Origin of the sequence: Streptomyces sp. NBC_00322 (assembly GCF_036147535.1) — a bacterium.
Lineage (GTDB): Bacteria > Actinomycetota > Actinomycetes > Streptomycetales > Streptomycetaceae > Streptomyces.
On record NZ_CP108019.1, the window covers coordinates 4,046,046 to 4,067,988 of the forward strand.

Consider the following 21,943-nt stretch of genomic DNA (forward strand, 5'->3'; position numbering starts at 1 on the left):
CCGTTACCAGCGGGTCTAAGGTCTGAAATCGGGAGCAGAACGATAGGAGGCGGCCGCCAGTGGCACAGGACGAGGCCGTGATCGGCTGCCCCGGAGAGCTGCTCATCGGCACACGTGGACCGGCCGGTCCCGGCGAGATCCTGGTACGGGTCAGAGGCGGATCCGAGACGTTCCTCGCCTGGTCCGAAGAGCCCCTGCCGAGGGGCGCGACCGTGCTTGTGATCGGATCCCGCGGCCATCGCCAGGTGGACGTCATCGAGTGGGCCGATCCGTTGGATGCGCTGGGCGGCGGCGCCGTCGGCGCTGGTTAAGGAGACGAAGAATGTTCGGTTACCGGGTTCCGGCCCCCGACGAGGCGATGCTGATCTCGGGAGGCAGGCGGGGTCTTGGGGGTGCGCCGTTCCGTGTGGTGACAGGCCACGGCAAGTTCGTGCTCCCGATCTTCCGCAAGACGCGCTTCCTCACACTGTCGATGTGCGAGTCCGAGGTCACCGAGACCTGTGTCACCAGGCAGGGCATCGCACTTCACGTCCGCGCCGTGATCGCTTTCAAGGTCGGCAATGACCACGAGAGCATCATCAACGCGGGCCAGCGATTCCTCTCCGACCAGGACCAGATGTCGGTGCTGACCGGGCGGATCTTCGCCGGCCACCTGCGCGCCATCATCGGCTCGATGACGGTCGAGGAGATCGTCACCGAACGGCAGAAGCTCGCGGCCGAGGTCCTGGACACCTCGAAGACCGAGATGGCCAAGATCGGTCTGATCGTGGACTCGCTGCAGATCCAGTCGATCGACGACGGCGACACCGGCTACATCGACGCGATGTCGGCCCCGCACAAGGCGGCCATCCAGCGGCAGGCCCAGATCGCCCAGGCCCAGGCCACCCAGGCGTCGGTCGAGGCGCAGCAGGTGGCCGCGCGGAACCAGGCCGAGTACGCGCGGCAGACCGCGGTGGTGAAGGCGGAGTACTCCGCGGAGGTGGAACGCGCAGAGGCCAAGGCGGCGCAGGCCGGGCCGCTGGCGAAGGCGCACGCGCAGCAGGAGGTGCTCGCCGCGCAGACCGAGCTGGCCCAGCGCGCGGCCCAGCTCCGCCAGCAGGAGCTGATGGCCGAGATCGTCAAGCCGGCCGAGGCCGAGGCCGAGCGGATCAGGGTGCTGGCAGTGGCCGAGGCGGAGCGGATGAAGATCCAGGCCGAGGCCGCCGCCTCGCACGACCGGGTGGCGCTGGACCGGATGCTGATCGACCAGCTGCCGCAGATCGTGAAGGAGGCGGCGGGCGGCCTCGCGGGCGCCAACGTCAATGTGCTCAACGGCGCCGACGGCCTCGGCGAGATCGCTGCGGGCCTGGTCGGACAGGGGCTGACGATCCTGGACTCGGTCAGGCAGAACCTGAGCGGTTCCGATCAGCGCCCGGAGAAGCCGGAGAAGGCCGACGGCAGGCTCGGGCTTCCGGGACGCCTGTCGGCGCCCGACAAGGGCACGGACACGAAGGACGGCCCGGTCGTCATCGACTAGAGCAACCTGTCCGGCCGATCGGGCGCGAGCCCGGCAAGATCGGCCGGACACCGATCAGCGTCATGGGGGCGATCACCACGCCTTCGTACGAGCGCAGGCTCAGGTCGAGGACCTCGTACACGCCCTGCCGCCAGGCAGCCAAGTCCTCGAAGTCGCCTAGCAGTTGCAGCGGCGCCATCCGGCGCGGCGTCGTCTGCGATCCGAAGCCGACATGCTCCGGATCGCAGACGACGCTGCGCGGCAGGCGTCGCTTCAGCTCGTACGCGGTCTGGGACTGCCGCCCCTGGGCGGGCCGTTGATCCAGAGCAGCATGGCGTCAGAACGCCTGTCCGCCGCCCGCCCGCACCAGGCCGGTCTCGTACGCCAGCACCACCACCTGGACCCGGTCCCGCAGGCCCAGCTTGGTGAGGATGCGGCCCACATGGGTCTTGACCGTGGCTTCGGAGAGCACCAGACGCCCGGCGATCTCGCCGTTGGACAGGCCCTGGGCGACCAGCATCATCACCTCGCGCTCGCGCTCGGTGAGCCGCTCCAGCTCCTTGTGCTGCGGCTCGTTCACGCTGCTCGGCAGCATCGGCGAGAAGCGGTCGAGCAGCCGGCGGGTCGTGGACGGCGCGACCACCGCGTCGCCGCTGTGCACCGAGCGGATGGCGCTGAGCAGTTCGGCGGGCGGCACGTCCTTGAGCATGAAGCCGCTGGCGCCCGCCTTCAGCCCGGAGAAGGCGTACTCGTCCAGGTCGAAGGTGGTCAGGATCAGCACCTTGGGCGCGCTCGGCTCGGCGCAGATCCGGCGCGTCGCCTCGACCCCGTCCAGCCTCGGCATGCGTACGTCCATCAGCACCACGTCCACGGCCGTGGAGCGGAGGTTCTCGATCGCCTCCGCGCCGTCGCCCGCCTCCGCGACGACCTCCATGTCCGGCTGGGCGGCGAGCACCATGCGGAATCCGGTGCGCAGCAACACCTGATCGTCGACGAGCATCACGCGGATGGACATGTCAGTCGGTTCCTCGGTCTCTGGTTTGCGAACTCACGTGGGCGAGCTCAGTGTGCGGGCTTGAGGGGGAGCAGTGCGCTGATCCGGAAGCCGCCGCCGGGCCGCGGCCCCGCGTCGAGCGTGCCGCCGACCATACCGACGCGCTCGCGCATGCCGATCATGCCGTGACCCTTTCCGTCGGCCCCGCCGTCCTCGTACAGCTCGTGCGCCGAACCACGGCCGTCGTCCTCCACCAACAGGCCGAGGCCGTCGTCGAAGTAGACCAGCCGCACACTGGCGCCGGCTTCGGGGCCGCCGTGCTTGCGGGTGTTGGTCAGCGCCTCCTGGACGATGCGGTACGCCGTGAGCTCGACGCCGCTCGGCAGTGGCCGCGGTGTGCCCTCGATCTTGAAGTCGACGGTCAGGCCCGCGCGGCGCACCTGCTCGACCAGGTCCTCGATCTGCTGCACATCGGGCTGCGGGACGTACTCCCCGCTCTCGGGGGCGTCGCCGGTGCGCAGGACGCCGAGCAGCCTGCGCATCTCCGCCAGCGCCTGGCGGCCGGTGGTGGAGATGGTCTCCAGCGCCTGCTTGGCCTGGTCGGGCGCGGCATCGAGCACGTACGCGGCGCCGTCGGCCTGCACGACCATCACCGAGACGTTGTGCGCGACGACGTCGTGCAGCTCGCGGGCGATCCGCGCCCGTTCCGCCGCGACGGCGACCTTCGCCTGCGCCTCGCGCTCCCTCTCCAGCCGGGTGGCACGCTCTTCGAGCTGGGCGAAGTACGCCCGCCGGGTGCGTATCGAGTCGCCGAGCACCCAGGCGAGGGCGAAGGGCACCGTCATGACGATCGTGACGAAGATCCTGCCGCCGACGCCGGCGCCCTCCTCCGGCCAGCGCAGCTGGGCCAGGGTGGCCGCGGAGAGCCCTCCGGCGAGCGCGAGACGGGACGTCCAGCGCGGCCCGTCATGGGCGGCGACGGTGTAGATGATCACGAGCATCGCGAAGTCGCCCGGGTTGACCTCGACGTCGAGCGCGAGCTGGGCGGCGCCCAGGAGCGCGGCGAGGATCAGCATCTTCTCCGGCATCCGGCGGCGAAGGGCCACCACCACACTCAGCAGGAGAGCGATGATTCCGGCCGACCACTGGGTCTCGACCCCGACCGGCACGTCGATCACCCACAGCATGGCGAACCCGAAGAGCACGACAGCCCAGAAGGTGTCGACGCCCGTCGGGTGTCTGCGGATGAAGTCATAGAGGCGCTGCACGTAACCCAGAGTAGGGAAAGCAGATAGGTGCAGGGGTCAACCGGAGGAGCGATCCGGGCGGCCGGGGCGTACTCCCCAAGGTGGAGACTTGTGCGCGTGATGGATGACGTGACTGATGAGACGTGTCAATGGAGGGGCTGGCGGGAAGCCGCTCAGGCCGCGCTCTACGGCCCCGGCGGCTTCTATCTGCGGCCCGAGGGACCCGCCGGGCACTTCCGTACGTCCGTGCACACCTCGCCCCTCTTCGCATCGGCAGTCGCCCGTCTGCTGACCTCACTCGAACTCGACGACATGGCACTCGTCGACGTCGGCGCGGGCCGCGGTGAGCTCCTCACCGGCGTACTGGCCGCACTCCCCTCCGGCTTCCCGGTCCGGGCGTACGCCGTCGAACAGGCTCCCCGGCCCGCCGGTCTGGACCCTCGCATCGAGTGGTGCGCCGAGCCGCCCGCCGGCGTGAGCGGACTCCTCTTCGCGAACGAATGGCTGGACAACGTCCCGGTGGACATCGCCGAGGCCGACCCCGACGGGGTGGCGCGCTACGTCCTCGTACGCCCGGACGGCACCGAGCGCCTCGGCTCCCCCGTCGACGGCGCGGACGCGAAGTGGCTGGCGCGCTGGTGGCCGCTGACCGAGCCCGGAACGCGGGCGGAGATCGGGCGCCCGCGCGACGAGGCGTGGGCGTCGGCGGTGGGCACGCTGCGGGCGGGCCTCGCCGTGGCGGTCGACTACGCACACACGGCCGGGTCCCGGCCGCCGTTCGGCACGCTGACGGGCTTCCGCGCGGGTCGCGAGGTACGCCCGGTCCCGGACGGCAGCTGCGACATCACGTCGCATGTGGCCCTGGACGCCTGCGCGCTGCCGGGCGCGGAACTGCGCACCCAGCGGTACGCACTGCGCGACCTGGGCCTCACCGGCGCACGCCCACCGCTGTCCCAGGCATCGTCCGACCCGACGGGTTACGTCCACGCACTGGCGTCGGCGAGCGAGGCGGCGGAACTGACGGCCCGCGGCGGCCTCGGCGACTTCGGCTGGCTGATGCAGCGCATCCGATGACCGGGGTCCGGGGCGGAGCCCCGGGTGCTCGCCCCACAAGGGATACTGGCCGCATGACGGAGACGACGGTCGGCATCGGCGGCGCGGCGGAGAGCACCGACATGGTGCTCAACATCGGCCCCCAGCACCCCTCCACCCACGGCGTCCTCCGCCTGCGCCTCGTCCTCGACGGCGAGCGCATCCAGCACGCCGAGCCGGTCATCGGCTATATGCACCGCGGCGCCGAGAAGCTCTTCGAGGCGCGCGACTACCGCCAGATCGTCATGCTGGCCAATCGCCACGACTGGCTCTCCGCCTTCTCCAACGAGCTCGGCGTCGTCATGGCCGTCGAGCGCATGCTCGGCATGGAGGTCCCGGAGCGCGCGGTCTGGACCCGTACGCTCCTCGCCGAGCTCAACCGGGTACTGAACCACCTGATGTTCCTCGGGTCGTACCCCCTCGAACTGGGCGGAATCACCCCGATCTTCCACGCCTTCCGCGAGCGCGAAGAGCTCCAGCACGTCATGGAGGAGGTCTCCGGCGGCCGGATGCACTACATGTTCAACCGGGTCGGCGGCCTCAAGGAGGACCTCCCGGCGGGCTGGCTCGGCCGGGCCCGGCACGCGGTGGCGGAGCTCCGCTCTCGGATGGACGTGTACGACCGCCTCGTCCTCGGCAACGAGATCTTCCGCGGCCGTACGCGCGGCGTGGGCGTGCTCCCGGCCGAGGCGGTGCACGCCTTCGGAGTGAGCGGCCCGATCGCCCGCGCGTCGGGCGTCGACTTCGATCTGCGGCGCGACGAGCCGTACCTGGCGTACGGGGAGCTGCAGGACACCCTCAAGGTCGTCACGCGCGCGGACGGCGACTGCCTGGCCCGCTTCGAGGTGCTGCTCGATCAGACGCACAACGCGCTGGAGCTGGCGGACGCCTGCCTGGACCGGATCGCGGACCTGCCGCCCGGCCCGATCAACCAGCGGCTGCCGAAGGTGCTGAAGGCTCCCGAGGGCCACACCTACGCCTGGACCGAGAACCCTCTCGGGATCAACGGCTACTACCTGGTCTCCAAGGGCGAGAAGACGCCCTACCGGCTGAAGCTGCGCTCGGCGTCGTACAACAACATCCAGGCGCTCACCGTGCTGCTGCCGGGGACGCTGGTCGCCGACATGGTCGCGATCCTGGGATCGCTGTTCTTCGTCGTCGGCGACATCGACAAGTAGGCGAGGGGCCGGTCAGCTGACCGCGTCGCGCAGCTCGACCACGTCGAGCGTCTCCGTCTCGTCGTGCGCGGTCAGGTCGATGACCTTGCCGACGGCACGGGAGTCCGCCGGATGCTCCGCGGCCAGGGCCTCCTCGCCCACCACATCGGCGAGATCCTCGTTCTGCACGGCCTCGATCGCCTTCTGCGCGCCCGCGCCCTCGGTCGTGCCGAAGAAGTCGAAGCCGCCCTCGGGGCGCTTGACGGGGCGACGCTGCGGGCCGTACGGAACGATCGCGGTGGCCGCGGGAACGGGACGACGGGCGGGAGAGGCGGACGTCGGGCGGGTGTGCTGCTCTCCCCCGGCGACCGCCGCGTGCTTCCCCTGCGGCTCGTCCGCCTCACGGGACCGCTCGGCCAGATCCCGGGCGCGGGCCTCCTCGACGGTTCTCTTCGCCTCCTGGGCCGCGGCGTTGCGGGACAGCTCGTCCAGCGCCTTGTTGGCCCGCAGATACGTCGCCGGGGTGGGCGTGGTCCCCGCCGGGGGCAGCGCCTTGACCGGGGACGCGGCTTCCAGCGCGAGCTGCCGGCGATCCTCCAGGACTCCGGCCCGCTCGGTCTCGGCGGTCGCGTAACGCCGCAGCAGGGCGGCGTGCTCACCGCGAAGCGCCGCCAGCTCGACGCGCTTGGCGCGCAGCTTGGCATCGAGCTTGGCGCGAAGCTCGCGCGATTCGTCGATGTCGGTTTCGAGTTCGGCTATGCGCTCCTCGGTCTTCCACGCGTCGCTCGCGCGGGCACGGGTGAGCTCCGCGACGCGGCGACCCGCGGAACGGTCCCAACTGCGCATGAGGACCGCGCCGGTCACGGCCGCGGCCGTCGCCGCGGTGACCAGCGAACGGAGCATGACTGGCTCCGCCAGAAACCACGCGCCGGCGGCACAGAGAACCGACGCTCCGGCGACCGCCGAGGGCGGCAGCAGCCTGTGAAGGGGTGGGGAATGACGGTGGCGTCCACGTGGCATGGCCCGAAATTTACCCTGCGTAGACGCCGAATGGGGTGTCGGCCCGGCAAATCTCTCTTTCAAGAACGCCGGGCCGCACCGCCGCCACTTCCAGGGCGGCCTCTCGCTACTTCTTGAGCAGGCCCTTCGACTCGAGATATGCCTTCGCCGCGTCCTGGGGCTTCGCGCGCTCCGCGTCCACCTTGCGGTTCAGCTCGGCAAGATCCTCGGTGGTCAGCACCTTGGTGAGCTTGTCGAGTACGTCGGCTATCTCCTTGGAACCCGCGTCCTTGGCATTGACCACCGGCAGGACGTTGTCGGCGTTCTGGAGCTTCTTGTCGTCCTGAAGGAAGACCAGGCCGTCCAGCACCGCGTCCGTGGTCGTGGTCAGCACCAGCTGGTCGGCGCCGTCCTTGACCGCCTGCTTGGACTGGGGAGTGCCCACGCCCTTGGGGTCGATGCCCGCGACATCAATGCCGTACGTCTTCTTCAGTCCCGGCGCGCAGAAGGGCCGCACCTCGCACTCGTCGCCCGCCGCGACCTTCACCTTGAGCTTCGACTTCCCGAGGTCGGAAAGCGTCTTGAGCTTGTTCTTCTCGGCGAATTCCTGGCTCACCGCGAAGGCGTTCTGGTCGACGGCCGCACCGGCCGACAGCACCTTCAGCCCGCGCGGTTCGGCAAGCTTGGTGAGAGCCGCGACGGTGGCCGTGACATCACCGGACGCGACCGGCTTCTCGTCGGGCGCCTTCGGGCCGTTCACCTTCGCGTTGAGGAATTCGGCGATCGTCGCCGCGTATTCCGGTACGACGTCTATCTCGCCCTTCTCCAGGGACGGCTCATACAGCTCACGGTTCTTCACCGTGGTGACCGAGGTCTTGTATCCGGCATCGCCCAGGAGCTGTGCGTAGAGCTCGGCGAGCACCTTGGACTCGGTGAAGGACGCGGCGCCGATAACGAGCGTGCCCTTCTTGTCCGAGCCACCGCCCGAAGCCGAGCCTCCCTTCTCCTTCTCCAGGCTGTCGCCGCCGCATGCGGCGAGAGAACCCGTCAGGGCCACCACACCGAGTACAGCACCCGCGATGCGCGAGGTCTTGATCATCAGGTTCTCCGTCCAAGTGTTGTCACACGGTCTTACGGAGGGGGTTCAGCAGCCGGTCGGCCGCGACCAGCACCCCCTCGACAAACAGCGCGAGCAGCGCCGCGAGGAGCGCGCCCGCCACCACCTGCGGGGTGTTGTAGGTGTTGAATCCCGCGGTGATGATCCGGCCCAGGCCGCCCTGGCCCACCATCGAGGCGATCGTGGCCGTGGCCACCACCTGCACGGCGGCCGACCTGAGCCCGGTCATGAGCAGGGGGTAGGCGAGGGGCAGTTCGACCCTGAAGAAGAGCTGGCCGCCCGACATGCCCATCCCCCGCGCGGCCTCGACCACCGCCCGGTCCACCTCCCGCATCCCCACATAGGCGTTGGTCAGCAGCGGCGGCACGGCGAACAGCACCAGGGCGATGATCGTCGGCAGATAGCCGGCGCTGCGCAGCGGCGTGAGCATGAAGAGGGCGAGGACCGCGAAGACCGGGATCGCCCGGCCCGCGTTGGAGATGTTGACCGCGAGCGCGCCCCCCTTGCCCACATGCCCCAGCCACAGCGCGATCGGCAGGGCGATCGCGCAGGCCAGCGCCAGGGACACCCCGCTGACGTACACATGCTCGCCGAGCCGGTGCCAGGCACCGCTCTCCCCCGACCAGTTGGAGCCGGTGGTGAGCCACGTCCACGCGTCGGCGAGGACTTCCATCAGACCGCCACCTTCACCTTCGGTGCCGGCGCCGCGGCCGGTTTCGCCGTGCGTATTCGGGTCCAGGGGGTGAGCAGCCGCTGCAGGCCGAGCAGCAGCAGATCAGCGACGGCCGCGAGCAGCACGCAGAGCACGGACGCGGTCAGCACCTGCGCCTTGAAGGTGGTCTGCACTCCGTCGTCGATGAGATTGCCCAGACCGCCCTTGCCGACCAGCGCCCCCACCGTCGTCAGCGCGATCGTCGAGACCGTCGCTATGCGCAGGCCCGCCATCAGCGCGGGCAGCGCGAGAGGCAGTTCGACCTCCCAGAGCAGCCGCCCCGGGCCGTACCCCATCCCGCGTGCGGCTTCCCGCGCCTCGCCGGGCACTGCGTCGAGCCCCGCCATGATGTTCCGTACGAGAATGGTGAGCGAGTACAGCACCAGGCCGGTGACCACCAGCGCGGCCGACAGTCCGAAGACGGGCAGCAGCAGCGAGAACATCGCCAGCGACGGAATGGTGTAGAGCAGGGTCGTCAGCCCCAGGACCGCGCCCGCGAACCGCGGTTTGGCGCGCGCGAGCAGAGCCAGCGGAAAGGCCACGGCGAGGCCGATCAGAACGGACACCACGGTGATCCAGACATGTTGGATCGTCGCGTCGGTCAACTCCTGGCTGCGGGTGCGCAGATACTCCCCGCAGATCCAGTCATTGGCTGCCAGACAGCTCTGCGCAGCCACCTGGAAACTCATCCACCCCCACCTCCCCAGCAGTGCCGAACGTATGTATGGCGACCATATCCCTGGGCACTGACAATCGCCGAGGGCCGCCACATTGCAGCAACATGGCCTTCACACAACACCCGTCACAATGGGGAATCATGATCCGATTCGAACACGTCACGAAGCGGTACCCGGACGGAACGACAGCGGTCGACGACCTGTCGTTCGAGGTCGCCGAGGGCGAACTGGTCACGCTCGTCGGGCCGTCCGGCTGCGGCAAGACCACCACCATGAAGATGGTCAATCGCCTGATCGAGCCGAGCAGCGGCCGGATATACCTCGACGGGGACGACATATCCGCCATCGACCCGGTCCAACTGCGCCGCCGAATCGGCTATGTGATCCAGCAGGTCGGCCTATTCCCCCACAAAACGGTCCTGGAGAATGTCGCGACAGTCCCGCATCTCCTCGGCTGGAAGCGCGGCAAGGGCCGCGAGCGCGCCGCCGAACTCCTTGATCTGGTGGGCCTGGACCCGTCGGTGTACGGCGACCGCTACCCCGAGCAGCTCTCCGGCGGGCAGCGCCAGCGCGTGGGCGTGGCCCGGGCACTGGCCGCGGACCCGCCCGTGCTGCTGATGGACGAGCCGTTCGGCGCGGTCGACCCGGTGGTGCGCGAGCATCTGCAGAACGAGTTCCTCAGGCTCCAGTCGCAGGTCCGCAAGACCGTGCTCTTCGTCACCCACGACATCGAGGAAGCCGTACGCCTCGGCGACCGTATCGCCGTCTACGGACAGGGGCGCATCGAGCAGTTCGACGCACCGGCCGCGGTTCTCGGCACCCCGGCCACCGACTACGTCGCGGACTTCGTCGGCGCGGACCGCGGGCTCAAGCGGCTGTCGGTCACCCCGATCGAGGAGAGCGATCTGGACCAGCCGCCCGTCGTCCGTCTCGATGACCCGCTGCCGCGCGAGATCGGCTCCCGCTGGGCCGTCGTACTGGACGGATCGGGCGACCTGCACGGCTGGATCTCCGCCGAGCAGGCACAGCAGAAGGGCTCCGTACGCGAACACGCCCGCCGGATGGAGGCATGGCTGCCCGTCGGCGCATCGCTCAAGCAGGCCTTCGCCACGATGCTCCAGCACGACGCGGGCTGGATCGCGGTCATCGACAAGGAAGAGACCGGGCGTTTCCTCGGGGTGCTCACCCCGGCCCGGCTGCACGAGGCGCTGCGCCGCTCGATCGACGCGGACGCGCAGGACATCCCGCGTGCCGAAGTCGCGCTGGAGACGATCGAGACGGTCACGGCCGTGACGAAGCTCTGAGGAAGGTGCCACAGAGGCTGCCCAGAGAGAGCGAGGCTGCCTCAGAGAGCCGTCGGGGCCGCGCCCGTCCCGTTGTCCTCGTCCTCGGGGAGTTTGCAGACCCGCTCGAGGAAGAACGCCGCCGCGATCACGCCGATGCCCGCCACCACCGAGAAGCCCGCGTAGATCGCCTGATCCCGGCGGGCCGGAATGTCCAGGGAGCCGAGCAGGTAGACGCCCGTACCGCCGTACATCCCCGAGACCAGTGCCGCCACCAGCGCGCTCGCCTGGCCGAAGACCACCGCTCGGGCCGCCATCAGCGGCTCCACGCCCTTCGCACCGGGGCGGCGTTCGCGCTGGGCCCGGAGGCGGGCGCGGAGGGAGAGTGCCGTCGCCGTGAGGACGACCGCGATCACCGCCAGCACGATCGGCGCGGCCAGCGGCACCTTCGGCAGGGTGCCGAAGGCCTCCCACAGGCGGGCGCCGGCCCACGACAGCACGCCGGCCGCGGCGAAGAGACCGGCCAGTACACCGAGCCGTAGTTGCTTCACCGAGAGCGCCGCCCTTCACCTGTCCTGCGTATCCGAAGAGCCTAACGACTACTCGGGGAGACGGAGTTCCAGGTCGGCCCGGGCAGCCACACCGTCCTGTGCGACGCCGGCCAGCAGCTGGGCGACCGCTCCTCGGCCGGGCAGCTGTGCCTCCGGCTCGACGTCGTGCCACGGCGCGAGCACGAACGCCCGCTCGTGGGCGCGCGGGTGGGGCAGCGTGAGCGCCGGGTCGTCGGAGACCACATCGGCGTACGCCACGATGTCGACGTCGATGGTGCGCGGACCCCAGCGCTCCTCCCGGACCCGGTCGAAGGCCTCCTCGATGGCCTGGCCGCGCTCCAGCAGGGAGGAGGGGGGAAGCGTCGTCTTGATCACGACCACCGCGTTGAAGTACGAGGGCTGGCTGCCGGGCTCGACGCCCCACGGCTCCGTCTCGTACACGGGAGAGACCGCCTTGACCCGCAGGCCCGGGGTGTCCTCGAGCGCGTCGATCGCGCCCTGCAGGGTCTCCAGGCGGTTGCCCAGGTTGGAGCCGAGGGAGATCACCGCTCGTTTCGGGTTGGACAGGGTGACATCCGCCGCGTCGACCTGTTCCACCACGGAGGCGGGCACCGGCTGCACGGTCGGGTCGCTCTGGGTCGAATTCATACTCGGCTCCGGGTGATCGTGATGGTCACGTCGTCGAAGGGCACCGTGATCGGCGCGTCCGGCTTGTGCACGACCACCTCGACCTCTTCGACGCCGTCGTGCTTGAGGCACTGCTGCGCGATCCGCTCCGCCAGCGTCTCGATCAGGTCGACGGGCTCGCCCTTGACGACCGCGACGACCTCCTCCGCGACGATGCCGTAGTGCACGGTCTTGGCCAGGTCGTCGCTGGCCGCCGCGGGGCGGGTGTCGATGCCGAGCACCAGGTCCACGATGAAGGTCTGGCCCTCCTGGCGCTCCCGGGGGAAGACACCATGGTGCCCGCGGGCCTTGAGGCCGCGCAGCGCGACACGATCCACGCGAATCACTCCTGCTGTCGTTGGACTTGCGGGCACACTGCCGCGTGCGGGCGGCACGGTGTCCACCATCGAATCTACCTGCGGGCACCGACAGTGCCCGCCAACGGGGGCTGTGGACGAGCACCCCGCGAGGCTGGTAGCCGCCCCTACCCGGAGGGCCGGATTTCCAATCCCCGAAGGCCCGCCTACCCACTTATGAGGGGGTTTCGTCGTCCTCTTCGTCGTCGCTTTCCGCCAGAACGGGTGATCCGTGATGTGACCAGATCTTCCAACCGTCCGATGTGCGGCGAAACACATTGGTGGCGACGACGAGCTGGCCGACGAGGGGGCCGAGTTCGCCGCTCTCCTCGGCGGGTCCGCCGCTGAGGATGTTCTCCGTACAGGTCACCAGGGCGGTGTCGCCGGCGAGGCTGACCTTCACGTCCGTGAGGAAGAACTGGATGTACTCGGTGTTCGCCATGATCAGGGCGTACGAGCGGAGCACCTCGCCGCGGCCGGTGAGGACCGGCCAGCCGGGGTGGATGCAGGAGATGCCCTCGTCCAGCCAGAGGCTGGACAGCTCCTCGAAGTCCCCGCGCTCCATCGTCTCGTAGAACGTGGTGTTGGCCTCTTCGACCAGCTCTACGTCGGTACGGCTCACCGGGCACCCTCGACGGCGCGGGCGACGCGGACGGCGTCGGCCGTGGCGCGCACCTCGTGCACGCGTACGGCCCACGCACCCTCGTGGGCCGCGATGGCGGACACGGCGGCGGTCGCAGCGTCCCGCTCGCGGGCCGGTGGCGGGGCGCCCTCCTTCGCCAGTACGTTGCCGAGGAAACGCTTGCGGGAGGCGGCGACGAGGAGGGGGCGGCCGAGCGCGCGGAGCTCGTCGAGGTGGGCGACGAGGGCGAGGTCGTGCTCGGCCTGCTTGGCGAAGCCGAGGCCGGGGTCGAGGACGATGCGCTCGGGCGCGATGCCGCCCGCGACGACGGCGTCCATGCGGGCGCGCAATTCGGTGAGGACTTCGGCGACGACGTCGGTGTAGACGGCGCGGGCGTTCATGTCCTGGCTGAAGCCGCGCCAGTGCATGACGACGAAGGGGACGCCGGTGGCGGCGACTGCGGGGACCATGCGGGGGTCGGCGAGGCCGCCGCTGACGTCGTTGACGAGTACGGCGCCGGCGGCGACGGCCCGTTCGGCGACGGAGGCGCGCATGGTGTCGACGGAGACGGTGACGCCTTCGGCGGCAAGGCCACGTACGACGGGGACGACGCGGCGCAGCTCCTCGTCCTCGTCGACGCGACTGGCGCCGGGCCTGGTGGACTCGCCGCCGACGTCGACGAGGTCGGCGCCCTCGGCGACGAGCTCGAGGCCGCGCTTGACCGCGGCGGTGGTGTCGAACCAGCGACCGCCGTCGGAGAAGGAATCGGGCGTCACATTGACGACCCCCATCACGGCACAGCGATCCCACTCCGGCAGGCCGCTGGCCGTGCCCCGTCCGCGCAACGTACTCATACGCCCAGCCTAGGCCCGTGGGGCGGGCGGGAAGTCACGCCGGTGGCGGACGACGGCTTGTCCCCACCCGCGCGCCCTGTGAATACGGGGGTGCGGGGCATCCCCCGCGCCCCGCCGGGGCGGCAGCTTCGCGCCGCGAGGCGCGCCCGGGGGCCCGTGGCGGGACCCGCAGACCAAGCCGGGTGGGCACCGTGCCGCAGAGGCCGGCCGCAGGCCCCGCGCGTAGCGGCGGCTACGCGACGAAGGCGGGCGCCTGAGCCCGCCCCCCGGTCGGAGGGCGGGGCTCAGGCGCCCCCCACACGAACCCCGCTGTCCCGGGCGGCGGGCGGGGCGGCGGGGCTGGCCGGCACGGCGTTACGCCGCCTGAACCTCGTGTTCCGGCTGGTGGACCGTCATGTGCGCGCACGGGCGGGGCTGGCGCGGCGGGCGGCGGCGGGGGAAGAGGCGCGGGAGCGCCACGTTGACGAAGCCCTCCGCCTGCATCGCCGCGAAACCTATCCGCGGCAGGTCGCGCGTGTTGCGGAAGACCACGAAGCGCGGCTCCCAGCGCGGCTGGAACTTCGCGTTGAACTTGTACAGCGACTCGATCTGGAACCAGCGGGAGAGGAACACGAGAAGTCCGCGCCACATCCGCAGCACCGGGCCCGCGCCGATCTTCTCGCCGCGTGCCAGTGCCGAGCGGAACATCGCGAAGTTCAGCGAGACCCGCTCGATCTTCAGCTCGGGCGAAGCCTGCAGGGCGGCCACGATGAGGAGTTCGTTCATGCCCGGGTCGGCCGAGCGGTCGCGGCGCATCAGTTCCAGGGACATTCCGTCCGGCCCCCACGGGACGAAGTGGATGATCGCCTTCAGGTCGCCGTAGGGAGAATCGGGGTCCTCCTTGTGCGCCGTCGCGATCACCGCGTCGCCGTCGGCCGGGTCGCCTATCCGGCCCAGGGCCATCGAGAAGCCCCGCTCCGTGTCGGTGCCCCGCCAGTCCGCCGCGGCCCGACGGATGGCCTCCAGCTCCTCGTCGGACAGATCACGGGCGCGCCGTACGCGCGTGGTGTACCCATTGCGTTCGATGCGCTTCACCATCTGGCGTACGTTGCGCATCGCGCGCCCGGTGAGCGAGAAATCCGCGACGTCCACCACCGCCTCGTCGCCGAGCTCCAGCGCGTCCAGTCCGGTCTCCCGGGTCCAGACCTCACCGCCGGTCTCCGAGCAGCCCATCACCGCGGGGGTCCACGAGTGCGCCTTCGCCTCGTCCATGAAGCGTTCGATCGCGCCCGGCCACGCCTCGACGTCGCCGATCGGGTCGCCGCTGGCGAGCATCACGCCGGAGACCACGCGGTAGGTGACCGCGGCCTTGCCGCTCGGCGAGAAGACGACCGCCTTGTCGCGGCGCAGCGCGAAGTGCCCGAGCGAGTCCCGCCCGCCGTGCCGGGTCAGCAGGTCGCGCAGCCGGCGCTCGTCGTCCTCGGTGAGGCGCGCCGCCGGGTGCTCGGGGCGGAAGGCGAGATAGATCGTGGTGACGGCGGTCAGCAGGCCGAGCGCGCCGAGCGAGTAACCGACCGTCCAGGACACCCTGTCGGAGTAGTCGACGGGACCCTCGAAGCCGAACAGCCCGTACAGGACATGCTCCAGGCGGTCCGTCAGGCTGGGGCTGCCGACCTCGTTGTCGGGGTGAGCGCTGACGATGACCAGGCCGAGGCCCAGGGAACCGGCGCCCATGAGGATGAAGTTGGCGAGCGCCTTCCAGCGGCTGCGCGGGTCGGGCAGCGCGGCGAACTCACTGCGGTGGCGCAGCAGCAGCGTCAGCAGCAGCAGCGAGACGAGCGCGCCGATCACCGAGTGGCGGTAGACGAACTGCCCCACCGCCCCGACGGGCAGCAGGATCACCGCGGCCCGCCAGGCACGGCGCTTGTGCCGCTTGAGCCCGTGGGCGAGCAGCAGGAGCAGCACGCCGACGCTCAGCGAAAGCGCCGCGGCGAAGGGCCCGGTGGCCCCCGGCAGCACCTCGGCGAGCGAGTGCATACGGCTGTGCCGGAACCGGGGGAAGACCCCGGCGGCAATGTCGATCAGGCCGACGAGTGTGGAGGCCGTGCCGACCAGCGAAGGAACCACTTCCGATCGGGGGCCGCGCAGGACGCGACGTACCCGATCCGGAACCAATCCTGATTTGTCCCCATCTACCGTTGCAGACATCGCTTCCCGTGACTCCGCGAGAGATCCTGTGTCCGTGAGCCGCAGTTCAGCGGGCCTCGGACGATTTGCGCTCTCTAGGACGGGACTTTCGGGAGGCGGGTTCACTCACTCTCAGGAAATTCTCAAGGAAGAAAGCTCACGCGACTCATGGGTCTGACCAGTAACAAAGTTCTGGCCTTGGCCATCCTCGTGGCCGTGGTGCTGTTCGCCGTCACGATCTGGCTCTGGCCGCGGCTCGGGCGGCGCAGCTGGCGGGCCGTGACCGGCAGGATCGGCCTGCTGCTCGCGACCCAACTGGCCCTCTTCGCCGCGGTCGGACTCGCCGCGAACAACTCGTTCCTCTTCTACGGCACCTGGTCCGACCTCTTCGGTCAGGAACAGGACATGGGCGTGGTCGTCGACCACTCGGCCGGCGGCAAGCGGATCAAGGTCGTGGAGAAGAAGAAGCTGGATGTTCCGGGCAGCTCGCGGCCCGCGACGGGTGGTCAGATACAGAAGATCGTCGTGGCGGGCGAGAAATCCCGGATCGACAGCCCTGCGTACGTCTATCTGCCTCCGGAGTACTTTCAGCCGAAATACCAGAAGAGCACCTTCCCGGCAGCCCTTGTGCTGACCGGATATCCCGGGACGGCCGAGAACCTGCTCAAGGGGCTGAAGTACCCGAGGACGGCCTTCATGCAGGTCAAAGAAGGCCGGATGCAGCCGATGATCCTGGTGATGCTGCGCCCGACCGTCGCGCCGCCGCGGGACACCGAGTGCGTGGACGTACCGGGCGGGCCGCAGACCGAGACCTTCTTCGCCAAGGATCTGCCGAAGGCGATCTCTCAGACGTACCGCGTCGGCACCAAGCCCCGGAACTGGGGCTTCATCGGGAACTCGACCGGTGGCTACTGCGCCCTGAAGATCGCGCTGCACCACCCGGAGCAGTTCGGTGCGGCCGCGGGCCTCTCGGCGTACTACAAGGCGGCCGACGATCCGACGACCGGCGATCTCTTCCACGGTGACAAGAAGGCGAAGAGCCGCGCCAATCTGCTGTGGAGCCTGGACCACCTGCCGCAGGGCAAGTCGTCGTTCCTGGTGACCAGTTCGAAGGGGGGCGAGGGCAACCTCAAGCACACCCTGCAGTTCATCGACAAGGTGAAGGCTCCGGCGCGCGTCTCGTCGATCATGCTCGACAGCGGCGGGCACAACTTCAACACCTGGCGGCGCGAGATCCCGCCGGCCCTGGAGTGGCTGAGCGGCCGGCTCAGCGCGTCGTAGACCTCAGCAGCGCGGCGGGGGCCCGCCGGCGCCCCGGACAGGCCCTAGCGAGCCATGATCAGGCTCATCGCCTCATTGCGCGTCGCGAGGTCGCGCAGCTGGCCGCGCACCGCGGAAGTGATCGTCTTGGCACCCGGCTTGCGGATGCCGCGCATCGACATGCACATGTGCTCGCACTCGATGACGACGATCACTCCGCGCGGCTCCAGTATCTCCATCAATGAGTCGGCGATCTGGGTGGTGAGCCGCTCCTGCACCTGGGGGCGCCGGGCGAAGACGTCGACGAGGCGGGCCAGCTTCGACAGTCCGGTGATCTTGCCGTCGGTCGACGGGATGTAGCCGACATGCGCCACACCCCTGAACGGGACCAGATGATGTTCACAGGTTGAAAAGACTTCGATGTCCTTCACCAGGACCATCTCGTCGTGCCCGAGGTCGAACGTCGTCGTCAGGACCTCTTCCGGCTTCTGCCACAGGCCCGCGAATATCTCCCGGTACGCGCGCGCCACCCGCCCCGGCGTCTCCCGCAGGCCCTCCCGGTCCGGGTCCTCCCCGACCGAGATGAGGAGTTCTCGCACGGCGTTCTCGGCCCGCTTCTCGTCGAACTCGCCGATCGTGCCCTCGCCGTCCAGCGTCACCGGGTCGGTCATCTGCTGTGCCTCGTTCCTCTTGCTCTGGCGTGCGGGCATACGAAAATGCCGCGTCCCCCAGGCTAAAACCTGGGGGACGCGGCATTCATTCCGGGCCCTGTGCGGCGCCGTGCGACCACGGCGCCGGAAGGGATCAGCCCTCCGGACGCTCCTCGGGGACCACCTCGATGGCCGGGACGGCATCCGTCGGGGCCGAGCCGTTGGAGCCGACGGCTCCGTTGGTCAGCGCCAGCTCCTTCGGCGAGAGCACCGGCGGCCGCGTCGACGGCGTGCGTCGCGAGGAGCCGGTCCAGGCCGGGCGGGCCGGGCGCTTCACGATCGGCGCGAAGATCTCGGCGATCTGCTCCTTGCCGAGGGTCTCCTTCTCGAGGAGCTGGAGAACCAGGTTGTCGAGTACGTCACGGTTCTCGACAAGGATCTCCCACGCCTCGTTGTGCGCGGTCTCGATGAGCTTCTTGACCTCTTCGTCGACCAGCGCGGCGACCTCTTCGGAGTAGTCGCGCTGGTGACCCATCTCACGTCCGAGGAACGGCTCGGTGTTGTCGCCACCGAACTTGATGGCTCCAAGACGCTCGGTCATGCCGTACTGCGTGACCATCGCGCGGGCCGTGGTCGTGGCCTTCTCGATGTCGTTGGCCGCACCCGTGGTCGGGTCGTGGAAGACGAGTTCCTCGGCCGCGCGCCCGCCCAGCATGTATGCCAGCTGGTCGAGCATTTCGTTGCGGGTCGTGGAGTACCTGTCCTCGTCCGGCAGGACCATGGTGTATCCGAGAGCCCGTCCACGGGACAGGATCGTGATCTTGTGCACCGGGTCGGAGTTCGGCGAGGCCGCCGCGACCAGGGCGTGACCGCCCTCGTGGTACGCGGTGATCTTCTTTTCCTTCTCCGACATGATCCGGGTCCGCTTCTGCGGGCCCGCCACGACGCGGTCGATCGCCTCGTCCAGGGCGTGGTTGTCGACCAGCTTCTTGTCGCTGCGCGCCGTCAGGAGCGCCGCTTCGTTCAGCACGTTCGACAGGTCCGCGCCGGTGAAGCCGGGCGTACGCCGGGCAACCGCGCCCAGGTCGACGTCCGGGGCGACCGGCTTGCCCTTCTGGTGGACCTTGAGGATCTCCAGACGGCCCTGCATGTCCGGGCGGTCGACGGCGATCTGCCGGTCGAAACGGCCCGGGCGCAGCAGCGCCGGGTCGAGAATGTCGGGCCGGTTCGTGGCGGCGATCAGGATGACGCCGCCCTTCACGTCGAAGCCGTCCATCTCGACGAGCAGCTGGTTGAGCGTCTGCTCGCGCTCGTCGTGTCCGCCGCCCAGACCCGCACCGCGGTGCCGGCCGACGGCGTCGATCTCGTCGACGAAGACGATCGCCGGGGCGTTCGCCTTGGCCTGCTCGAAGAGGTCGCGCACTCGGGATGCACCGACACCGACGAACATCTCGACGAAGTCGGAGCCGGAGATCGAGTAGAAGGGGACACCGGCCTCGCCCGCGACGGCGCGCGCGAGCAGCGTCTTGCCCGTACCGGGCGGGCCGTACAGCAGCACACCCTTCGGGATCTTGGCGCCGACCGCCTGGAACTTGGCCGGCTCCTGCAGGAACTCCTTGATCTCGTAGAGCTCCTCGACCGCCTCGTCGGCCCCCGCCACATCGGCGAAGGTCGTCTTCGGGGTGTCCTTGGTGATCAGCTTGGCCTTGGACTTCCCGAAGTTCATGACTCGGGAGCCGCCGCCCTGCATCTGGTTCATCAGGAAGAGGAAGACCACGACGATCAGGACGAAGGGCAGCAGAGAGAGCAGCACCGAGACGAACGGGCTCTGCTTCGACGGCGAGACGGTGTAACCCTTCCCGATGTCGCCGGCCTCGTACTTCGTCTGGAGCTTCTCGGCCAGATCGGCGCCCTGGGTGCCGATGTAGCTCGCCTGGATCTTGTCGCTGCCCTTGACCTTCTGGCCGTCCTTCAGATCAACCTTGATGATCTGTTCGTCGCCGGTGGTCAGCTTGACCTGGTCGACCTGGTTCTTGTCGATCGCCTGGACGACCTCGCCGGTGTCCACCGTCTTGTAGCCGCCGGACGAGCCGACGACCTGCATCAACACGACCACGGCGAGGACGGCCAGCACGATCCACATGACCGGCCCACGGAAGTATCGCTTCACGTCCATCCATACGGAGCGGAAATCGCTCCGTCCCTCCTGCCCGTAGGTAAATGCTGCTGTGAGAAAAGACTGTTCTTCGGACGGTACCCCAGCATTGTCACCCGCGACCGTCTTCGCTTGCTCCAACGGCGGGAGAGGGGCCAGGGTTCCCGTGCTTTCGGGGGGCTTCAGCCGCCGTACACGTGCGGTGCGAGCGTGCCGACAAACGGCAGATTGCGGTACTTCTCGGCGTAATCCAGGCCATACCCGACGACAAACTCATTGGGAATGTCGAAGCCGATCCACTTCACATCGATCGCGACCTTCGCGGCATCCGGCTTACGCAGCAGTGTGCAGACCTCAAGAGAGGCCGGCTCGCGCGAGCCGAGGTTCGACAGCAGCCACGAAAGCGTGAGGCCGGAGTCGATGATGTCCTCGACGATCAGGACGTGCTTGCCCTTGATGTCGGTGTCCAGGTCCTTGAGGATCCGGACCACGCCCGAGGACTGGGTGCCCGCGCCGTACGAGGACACCGCCATCCAGTCCATCGTGACGGGGGTGGACAGGGCACGCGCCAGGTCCGCCATCACCATCACGGCGCCCTTGAGGACACCGACGAGGAGCAGGTCCTTGCCCGCGTACTCTGCGTCGATCTTCGCGGCCAGCTCGCCCAGCTTCGCGTCGATCTCTTCCTTGGTGATGAGCACCGACTGGAGGTCGGCGCCCATGTCCTTCTCGTTCACCCGGGTCACTTTCGTTTGCTGCGTCAGCCTTGCCGAATGACCAGTCTGCCACCCTGCCGTCGTGCCTCGACGCGGCCGGGCAGATTGATGGCTCCCTGGCCGCGCCAGCCCGTGATCAGCCGGTCCACTTCCTCGACGTGCCGGGCGAAGAGCGAACCGGCGGGCGCCCCGGCCTCGATGACGGCCCGGCGCAGGATCCGGCGGCGCACGGCGGGCGGCAGCGCGTACAGCTTCGTGCACTCCAGGCGGCCCGCGTCGTCCCGTACGGCGGCGTCCGCGTCGGCGGCCCAGGTGTCCAGGGCGTCGGCGTCGTCGCGGGAGAGCTGTGCGGTACGGGCGAGCGCCTCGACGACGCCCTTGCCGAGCGCCTTCTCCAGCGCGGGCAGGCCCTCGTGGCGCAGCCGGGAGCGGGTGTAGGCCGGGTCGGCGTTGTGAGGGTCGTCCCAGACGGGCAGCGACTGGGCCATGCAGGCCTTGCGGGCGGTCTGCCGGTCGAGCTGGAGGAAGGGGCGGCGGTAACGGCCGGCCGCCCCCGAGACGGCCGCCATCCCGGACAGCGAGCGGGTGCCGGAGCCGCGGGCGAGACCCAGCAGGACGGTTTCAGCTTGGTCGTCGCGGGTGTGGCCGAGCAGGACGGCGGCGGCGCCGTGGCGCTCCGCGGCATCGTCGAGGGCGGCGTAGCGGGCGTCGCGGGCCGCGGCCTCGGGGCCGCCGTCGCGGCCGACTCGTACGGTGATGGCTTCGACGGGGTCGAGCTGCATCGCGGTGAGCCGGGCGGCGACCTCGGTGGCGCGGAGGTCGGAGCCGTCCTGGAGGCCGTGGTCGACGGTGATGCCGCCGGCCCGGACGGAGAGTTTGCGGGCCTCGAAGGCGAGGGCGGAGGCGAGGGCCATGGAGTCGGCGCCGCCGGAGCATGCCACCAGGACGAGCGGCTGCTCGTCTGTGGGCGCGTGATGGAAGGAGGAGGCCGAGCGCGCGGGGGCCGCGTGGCCGACGGAGCGCGCGAGCCGGTCGGAGTGTTCGGTGAGTACGTCGTGGAGTACGCGGCGGACCGCCAGGCGTATCGCCGCGACCGCAGGATGGGGACCCATGTCCGGTGCCCTTCGTGAAAAGTTGGGGGGTGCCTCGGTCGGTTGTCGGGAGGGGAGGATCA

At 69.7% G+C, this 21,943-nt stretch carries 22 protein-coding genes and 1 pseudogene; 6 read left to right on the top strand and 17 right to left on the bottom strand.

Annotated elements, in window-relative coordinates; translation table 11 throughout:
• Nucleotides 1-59: 59 nt before the first annotated feature.
• Together OG905_RS18260 and OG905_RS18265 are read left to right on the top strand one after the other, a co-directional pair.
• Complete coding sequence (locus tag OG905_RS18260) at nucleotides 60-311, top strand: hypothetical protein (RefSeq protein ID WP_328672965.1); 252 nt, start codon at nucleotides 60-62, stop codon at nucleotides 309-311.
• An 11-nt stretch (nucleotides 312-322) separates the two neighbouring features.
• Entirely contained in the window at nucleotides 323-1,516 is a 1,194-nt protein-coding gene (locus OG905_RS18265) for a flotillin family protein (protein WP_328672966.1), read from the top strand.
• Nucleotides 1,517-1,571: 55 nt separating this feature from the next.
• Here OG905_RS18265 and OG905_RS18270 read toward each other — a convergent pair.
• The 3 genes and pseudogenes from OG905_RS18270 to OG905_RS18280 form a co-directional block, all read right to left on the bottom strand.
• Nucleotides 1,572-1,828 (bottom strand): annotated as a pseudogene (locus OG905_RS18270) (ATP-binding protein); the annotation flags it as partial.
• 4 nt (nucleotides 1,829-1,832) lie between these two features.
• Complete coding sequence (locus OG905_RS18275; protein WP_328672968.1) at nucleotides 1,833-2,510, bottom strand: response regulator transcription factor; 678 nt, start codon at nucleotides 2,508-2,510, stop codon at nucleotides 1,833-1,835.
• Nucleotides 2,511-2,557: 47 nt separating this feature from the next.
• A complete protein-coding gene (locus OG905_RS18280) occupies nucleotides 2,558-3,757 on the bottom strand; it encodes a sensor histidine kinase (protein ID WP_328672969.1) in 1,200 nt (399 codons plus the stop codon).
• A 99-nt stretch (nucleotides 3,758-3,856) separates the two neighbouring features.
• Here OG905_RS18280 and OG905_RS18285 point away from each other — a divergent pair, with 99 nt between their 5' ends.
• Nucleotides 3,857-4,810 (top strand): SAM-dependent methyltransferase, encoded by a 954-nt coding sequence (locus OG905_RS18285; RefSeq protein WP_328672971.1) that lies wholly within the window; start codon nucleotides 3,857-3,859, stop codon nucleotides 4,808-4,810.
• Nucleotides 4,811-4,863: 53 nt separating this feature from the next.
• Nucleotides 4,864-6,006, top strand: coding sequence for an NADH-quinone oxidoreductase subunit D (locus OG905_RS18290; protein ID WP_328672973.1), 1,143 nt, complete (start codon nucleotides 4,864-4,866; stop codon nucleotides 6,004-6,006).
• A gap of 12 nt (nucleotides 6,007-6,018) precedes the next feature.
• Here the strand turns inward: OG905_RS18290 and OG905_RS18295 are convergent, their stop codons facing one another.
• The 4 genes from OG905_RS18295 to OG905_RS18310 all read right to left on the bottom strand — a co-directional run bounded on the left by OG905_RS18295 (nucleotide 6,019) and on the right by OG905_RS18310 (nucleotide 9,502).
• Nucleotides 6,019-7,005 carry a hypothetical protein gene (locus tag OG905_RS18295; RefSeq protein WP_328672976.1) on the bottom strand — a complete coding sequence of 329 codons (987 nt, stop codon included), beginning with the start codon at nucleotides 7,003-7,005 and terminating at the stop codon, nucleotides 6,019-6,021.
• Nucleotides 7,006-7,111: 106 nt separating this feature from the next.
• A complete protein-coding gene (locus OG905_RS18300; protein ID WP_328672978.1) occupies nucleotides 7,112-8,083 on the bottom strand; it encodes an ABC transporter substrate-binding protein in 972 nt (323 codons plus the stop codon).
• A gap of 22 nt (nucleotides 8,084-8,105) precedes the next feature.
• Entirely contained in the window at nucleotides 8,106-8,774 is a 669-nt protein-coding gene (locus OG905_RS18305) for an ABC transporter permease (protein WP_328672981.1), read from the bottom strand.
• Nucleotides 8,774-9,502, bottom strand: coding sequence for an ABC transporter permease (locus tag OG905_RS18310; RefSeq protein WP_328672983.1), 729 nt, complete (start codon nucleotides 9,500-9,502; stop codon nucleotides 8,774-8,776). The genes OG905_RS18305 and OG905_RS18310 overlap by 1 nt, the downstream gene beginning before the upstream one ends.
• A gap of 128 nt (nucleotides 9,503-9,630) precedes the next feature.
• Here OG905_RS18310 and OG905_RS18315 point away from each other — a divergent pair, with 128 nt between their 5' ends.
• Nucleotides 9,631-10,794 (top strand): ABC transporter ATP-binding protein, encoded by a 1,164-nt coding sequence (locus tag OG905_RS18315; protein ID WP_328672985.1) that lies wholly within the window; start codon nucleotides 9,631-9,633, stop codon nucleotides 10,792-10,794.
• A gap of 41 nt (nucleotides 10,795-10,835) precedes the next feature.
• Here OG905_RS18315 and OG905_RS18320 read toward each other — a convergent pair whose 3' ends face one another.
• From OG905_RS18320 to OG905_RS18345, 6 genes are all read right to left on the bottom strand, one after another.
• Nucleotides 10,836-11,324 (bottom strand): DUF3180 domain-containing protein, encoded by a 489-nt coding sequence (locus OG905_RS18320; protein ID WP_328672987.1) that lies wholly within the window; start codon nucleotides 11,322-11,324, stop codon nucleotides 10,836-10,838.
• A gap of 48 nt (nucleotides 11,325-11,372) precedes the next feature.
• Nucleotides 11,373-11,972: a 2-amino-4-hydroxy-6-hydroxymethyldihydropteridine diphosphokinase gene (gene folK, locus OG905_RS18325; RefSeq protein WP_328672989.1), complete on the bottom strand. Its 600-nt coding sequence runs from the start codon at nucleotides 11,970-11,972 to the stop codon at nucleotides 11,373-11,375.
• Nucleotides 11,969-12,328: a dihydroneopterin aldolase gene (folB, locus tag OG905_RS18330; protein WP_266479715.1), complete on the bottom strand. Its 360-nt coding sequence runs from the start codon at nucleotides 12,326-12,328 to the stop codon at nucleotides 11,969-11,971. The genes folK and folB overlap by 4 nt, the downstream gene beginning before the upstream one ends.
• Before the next feature lie 193 nt (nucleotides 12,329-12,521).
• Nucleotides 12,522-12,968 carry a nuclear transport factor 2 family protein gene (locus OG905_RS18335; protein ID WP_266479717.1) on the bottom strand — a complete coding sequence of 149 codons (447 nt, stop codon included), beginning with the start codon at nucleotides 12,966-12,968 and terminating at the stop codon, nucleotides 12,522-12,524.
• Complete coding sequence (folP, locus tag OG905_RS18340; RefSeq protein ID WP_328672993.1) at nucleotides 12,965-13,822, bottom strand: dihydropteroate synthase; 858 nt, start codon at nucleotides 13,820-13,822, stop codon at nucleotides 12,965-12,967. The genes OG905_RS18335 and folP overlap by 4 nt, the downstream gene beginning before the upstream one ends.
• 354 nt (nucleotides 13,823-14,176) lie before the next feature.
• Nucleotides 14,177-16,009 (bottom strand): phosphatidylglycerol lysyltransferase domain-containing protein, encoded by a 1,833-nt coding sequence (locus OG905_RS18345; protein WP_328672997.1) that lies wholly within the window; start codon nucleotides 16,007-16,009, stop codon nucleotides 14,177-14,179.
• 147 nt (nucleotides 16,010-16,156) lie between these two features.
• Between OG905_RS18345 and OG905_RS18350 the strand changes: the two genes are divergently transcribed.
• Nucleotides 16,157-17,269 carry an alpha/beta hydrolase gene (locus OG905_RS18350; RefSeq protein ID WP_328672999.1) on the top strand — a complete coding sequence of 371 codons (1,113 nt, stop codon included), beginning with the start codon at nucleotides 16,157-16,159 and terminating at the stop codon, nucleotides 17,267-17,269.
• A gap of 44 nt (nucleotides 17,270-17,313) precedes the next feature.
• Here OG905_RS18350 and folE read toward each other — a convergent pair whose 3' ends face one another.
• The 4 genes from folE to tilS all read right to left on the bottom strand — a co-directional run bounded on the left by folE (nucleotide 17,314) and on the right by tilS (nucleotide 21,881).
• Nucleotides 17,314-17,919 carry a GTP cyclohydrolase I FolE gene (folE, locus tag OG905_RS18355; RefSeq protein WP_266479725.1) on the bottom strand — a complete coding sequence of 202 codons (606 nt, stop codon included), beginning with the start codon at nucleotides 17,917-17,919 and terminating at the stop codon, nucleotides 17,314-17,316.
• Between the two features lie 133 nt (nucleotides 17,920-18,052).
• The gene (ftsH, locus tag OG905_RS18360) at nucleotides 18,053-20,074 is read right to left on the bottom strand and encodes an ATP-dependent zinc metalloprotease FtsH (protein ID WP_328673002.1); all 2,022 of its coding nucleotides are present in this window, start codon (nucleotides 20,072-20,074) and stop codon (nucleotides 18,053-18,055) included.
• 161 nt (nucleotides 20,075-20,235) lie between these two features.
• Complete coding sequence (gene hpt / locus OG905_RS18365) at nucleotides 20,236-20,775, bottom strand: hypoxanthine phosphoribosyltransferase (RefSeq protein WP_142215096.1); 540 nt, start codon at nucleotides 20,773-20,775, stop codon at nucleotides 20,236-20,238.
• 38 nt (nucleotides 20,776-20,813) lie between these two features.
• Entirely contained in the window at nucleotides 20,814-21,881 is a 1,068-nt protein-coding gene (gene tilS / locus OG905_RS18370; RefSeq protein ID WP_328673003.1) for a tRNA lysidine(34) synthetase TilS, read from the bottom strand.
• Nucleotides 21,882-21,943: the final 62 nt, after the last annotated feature.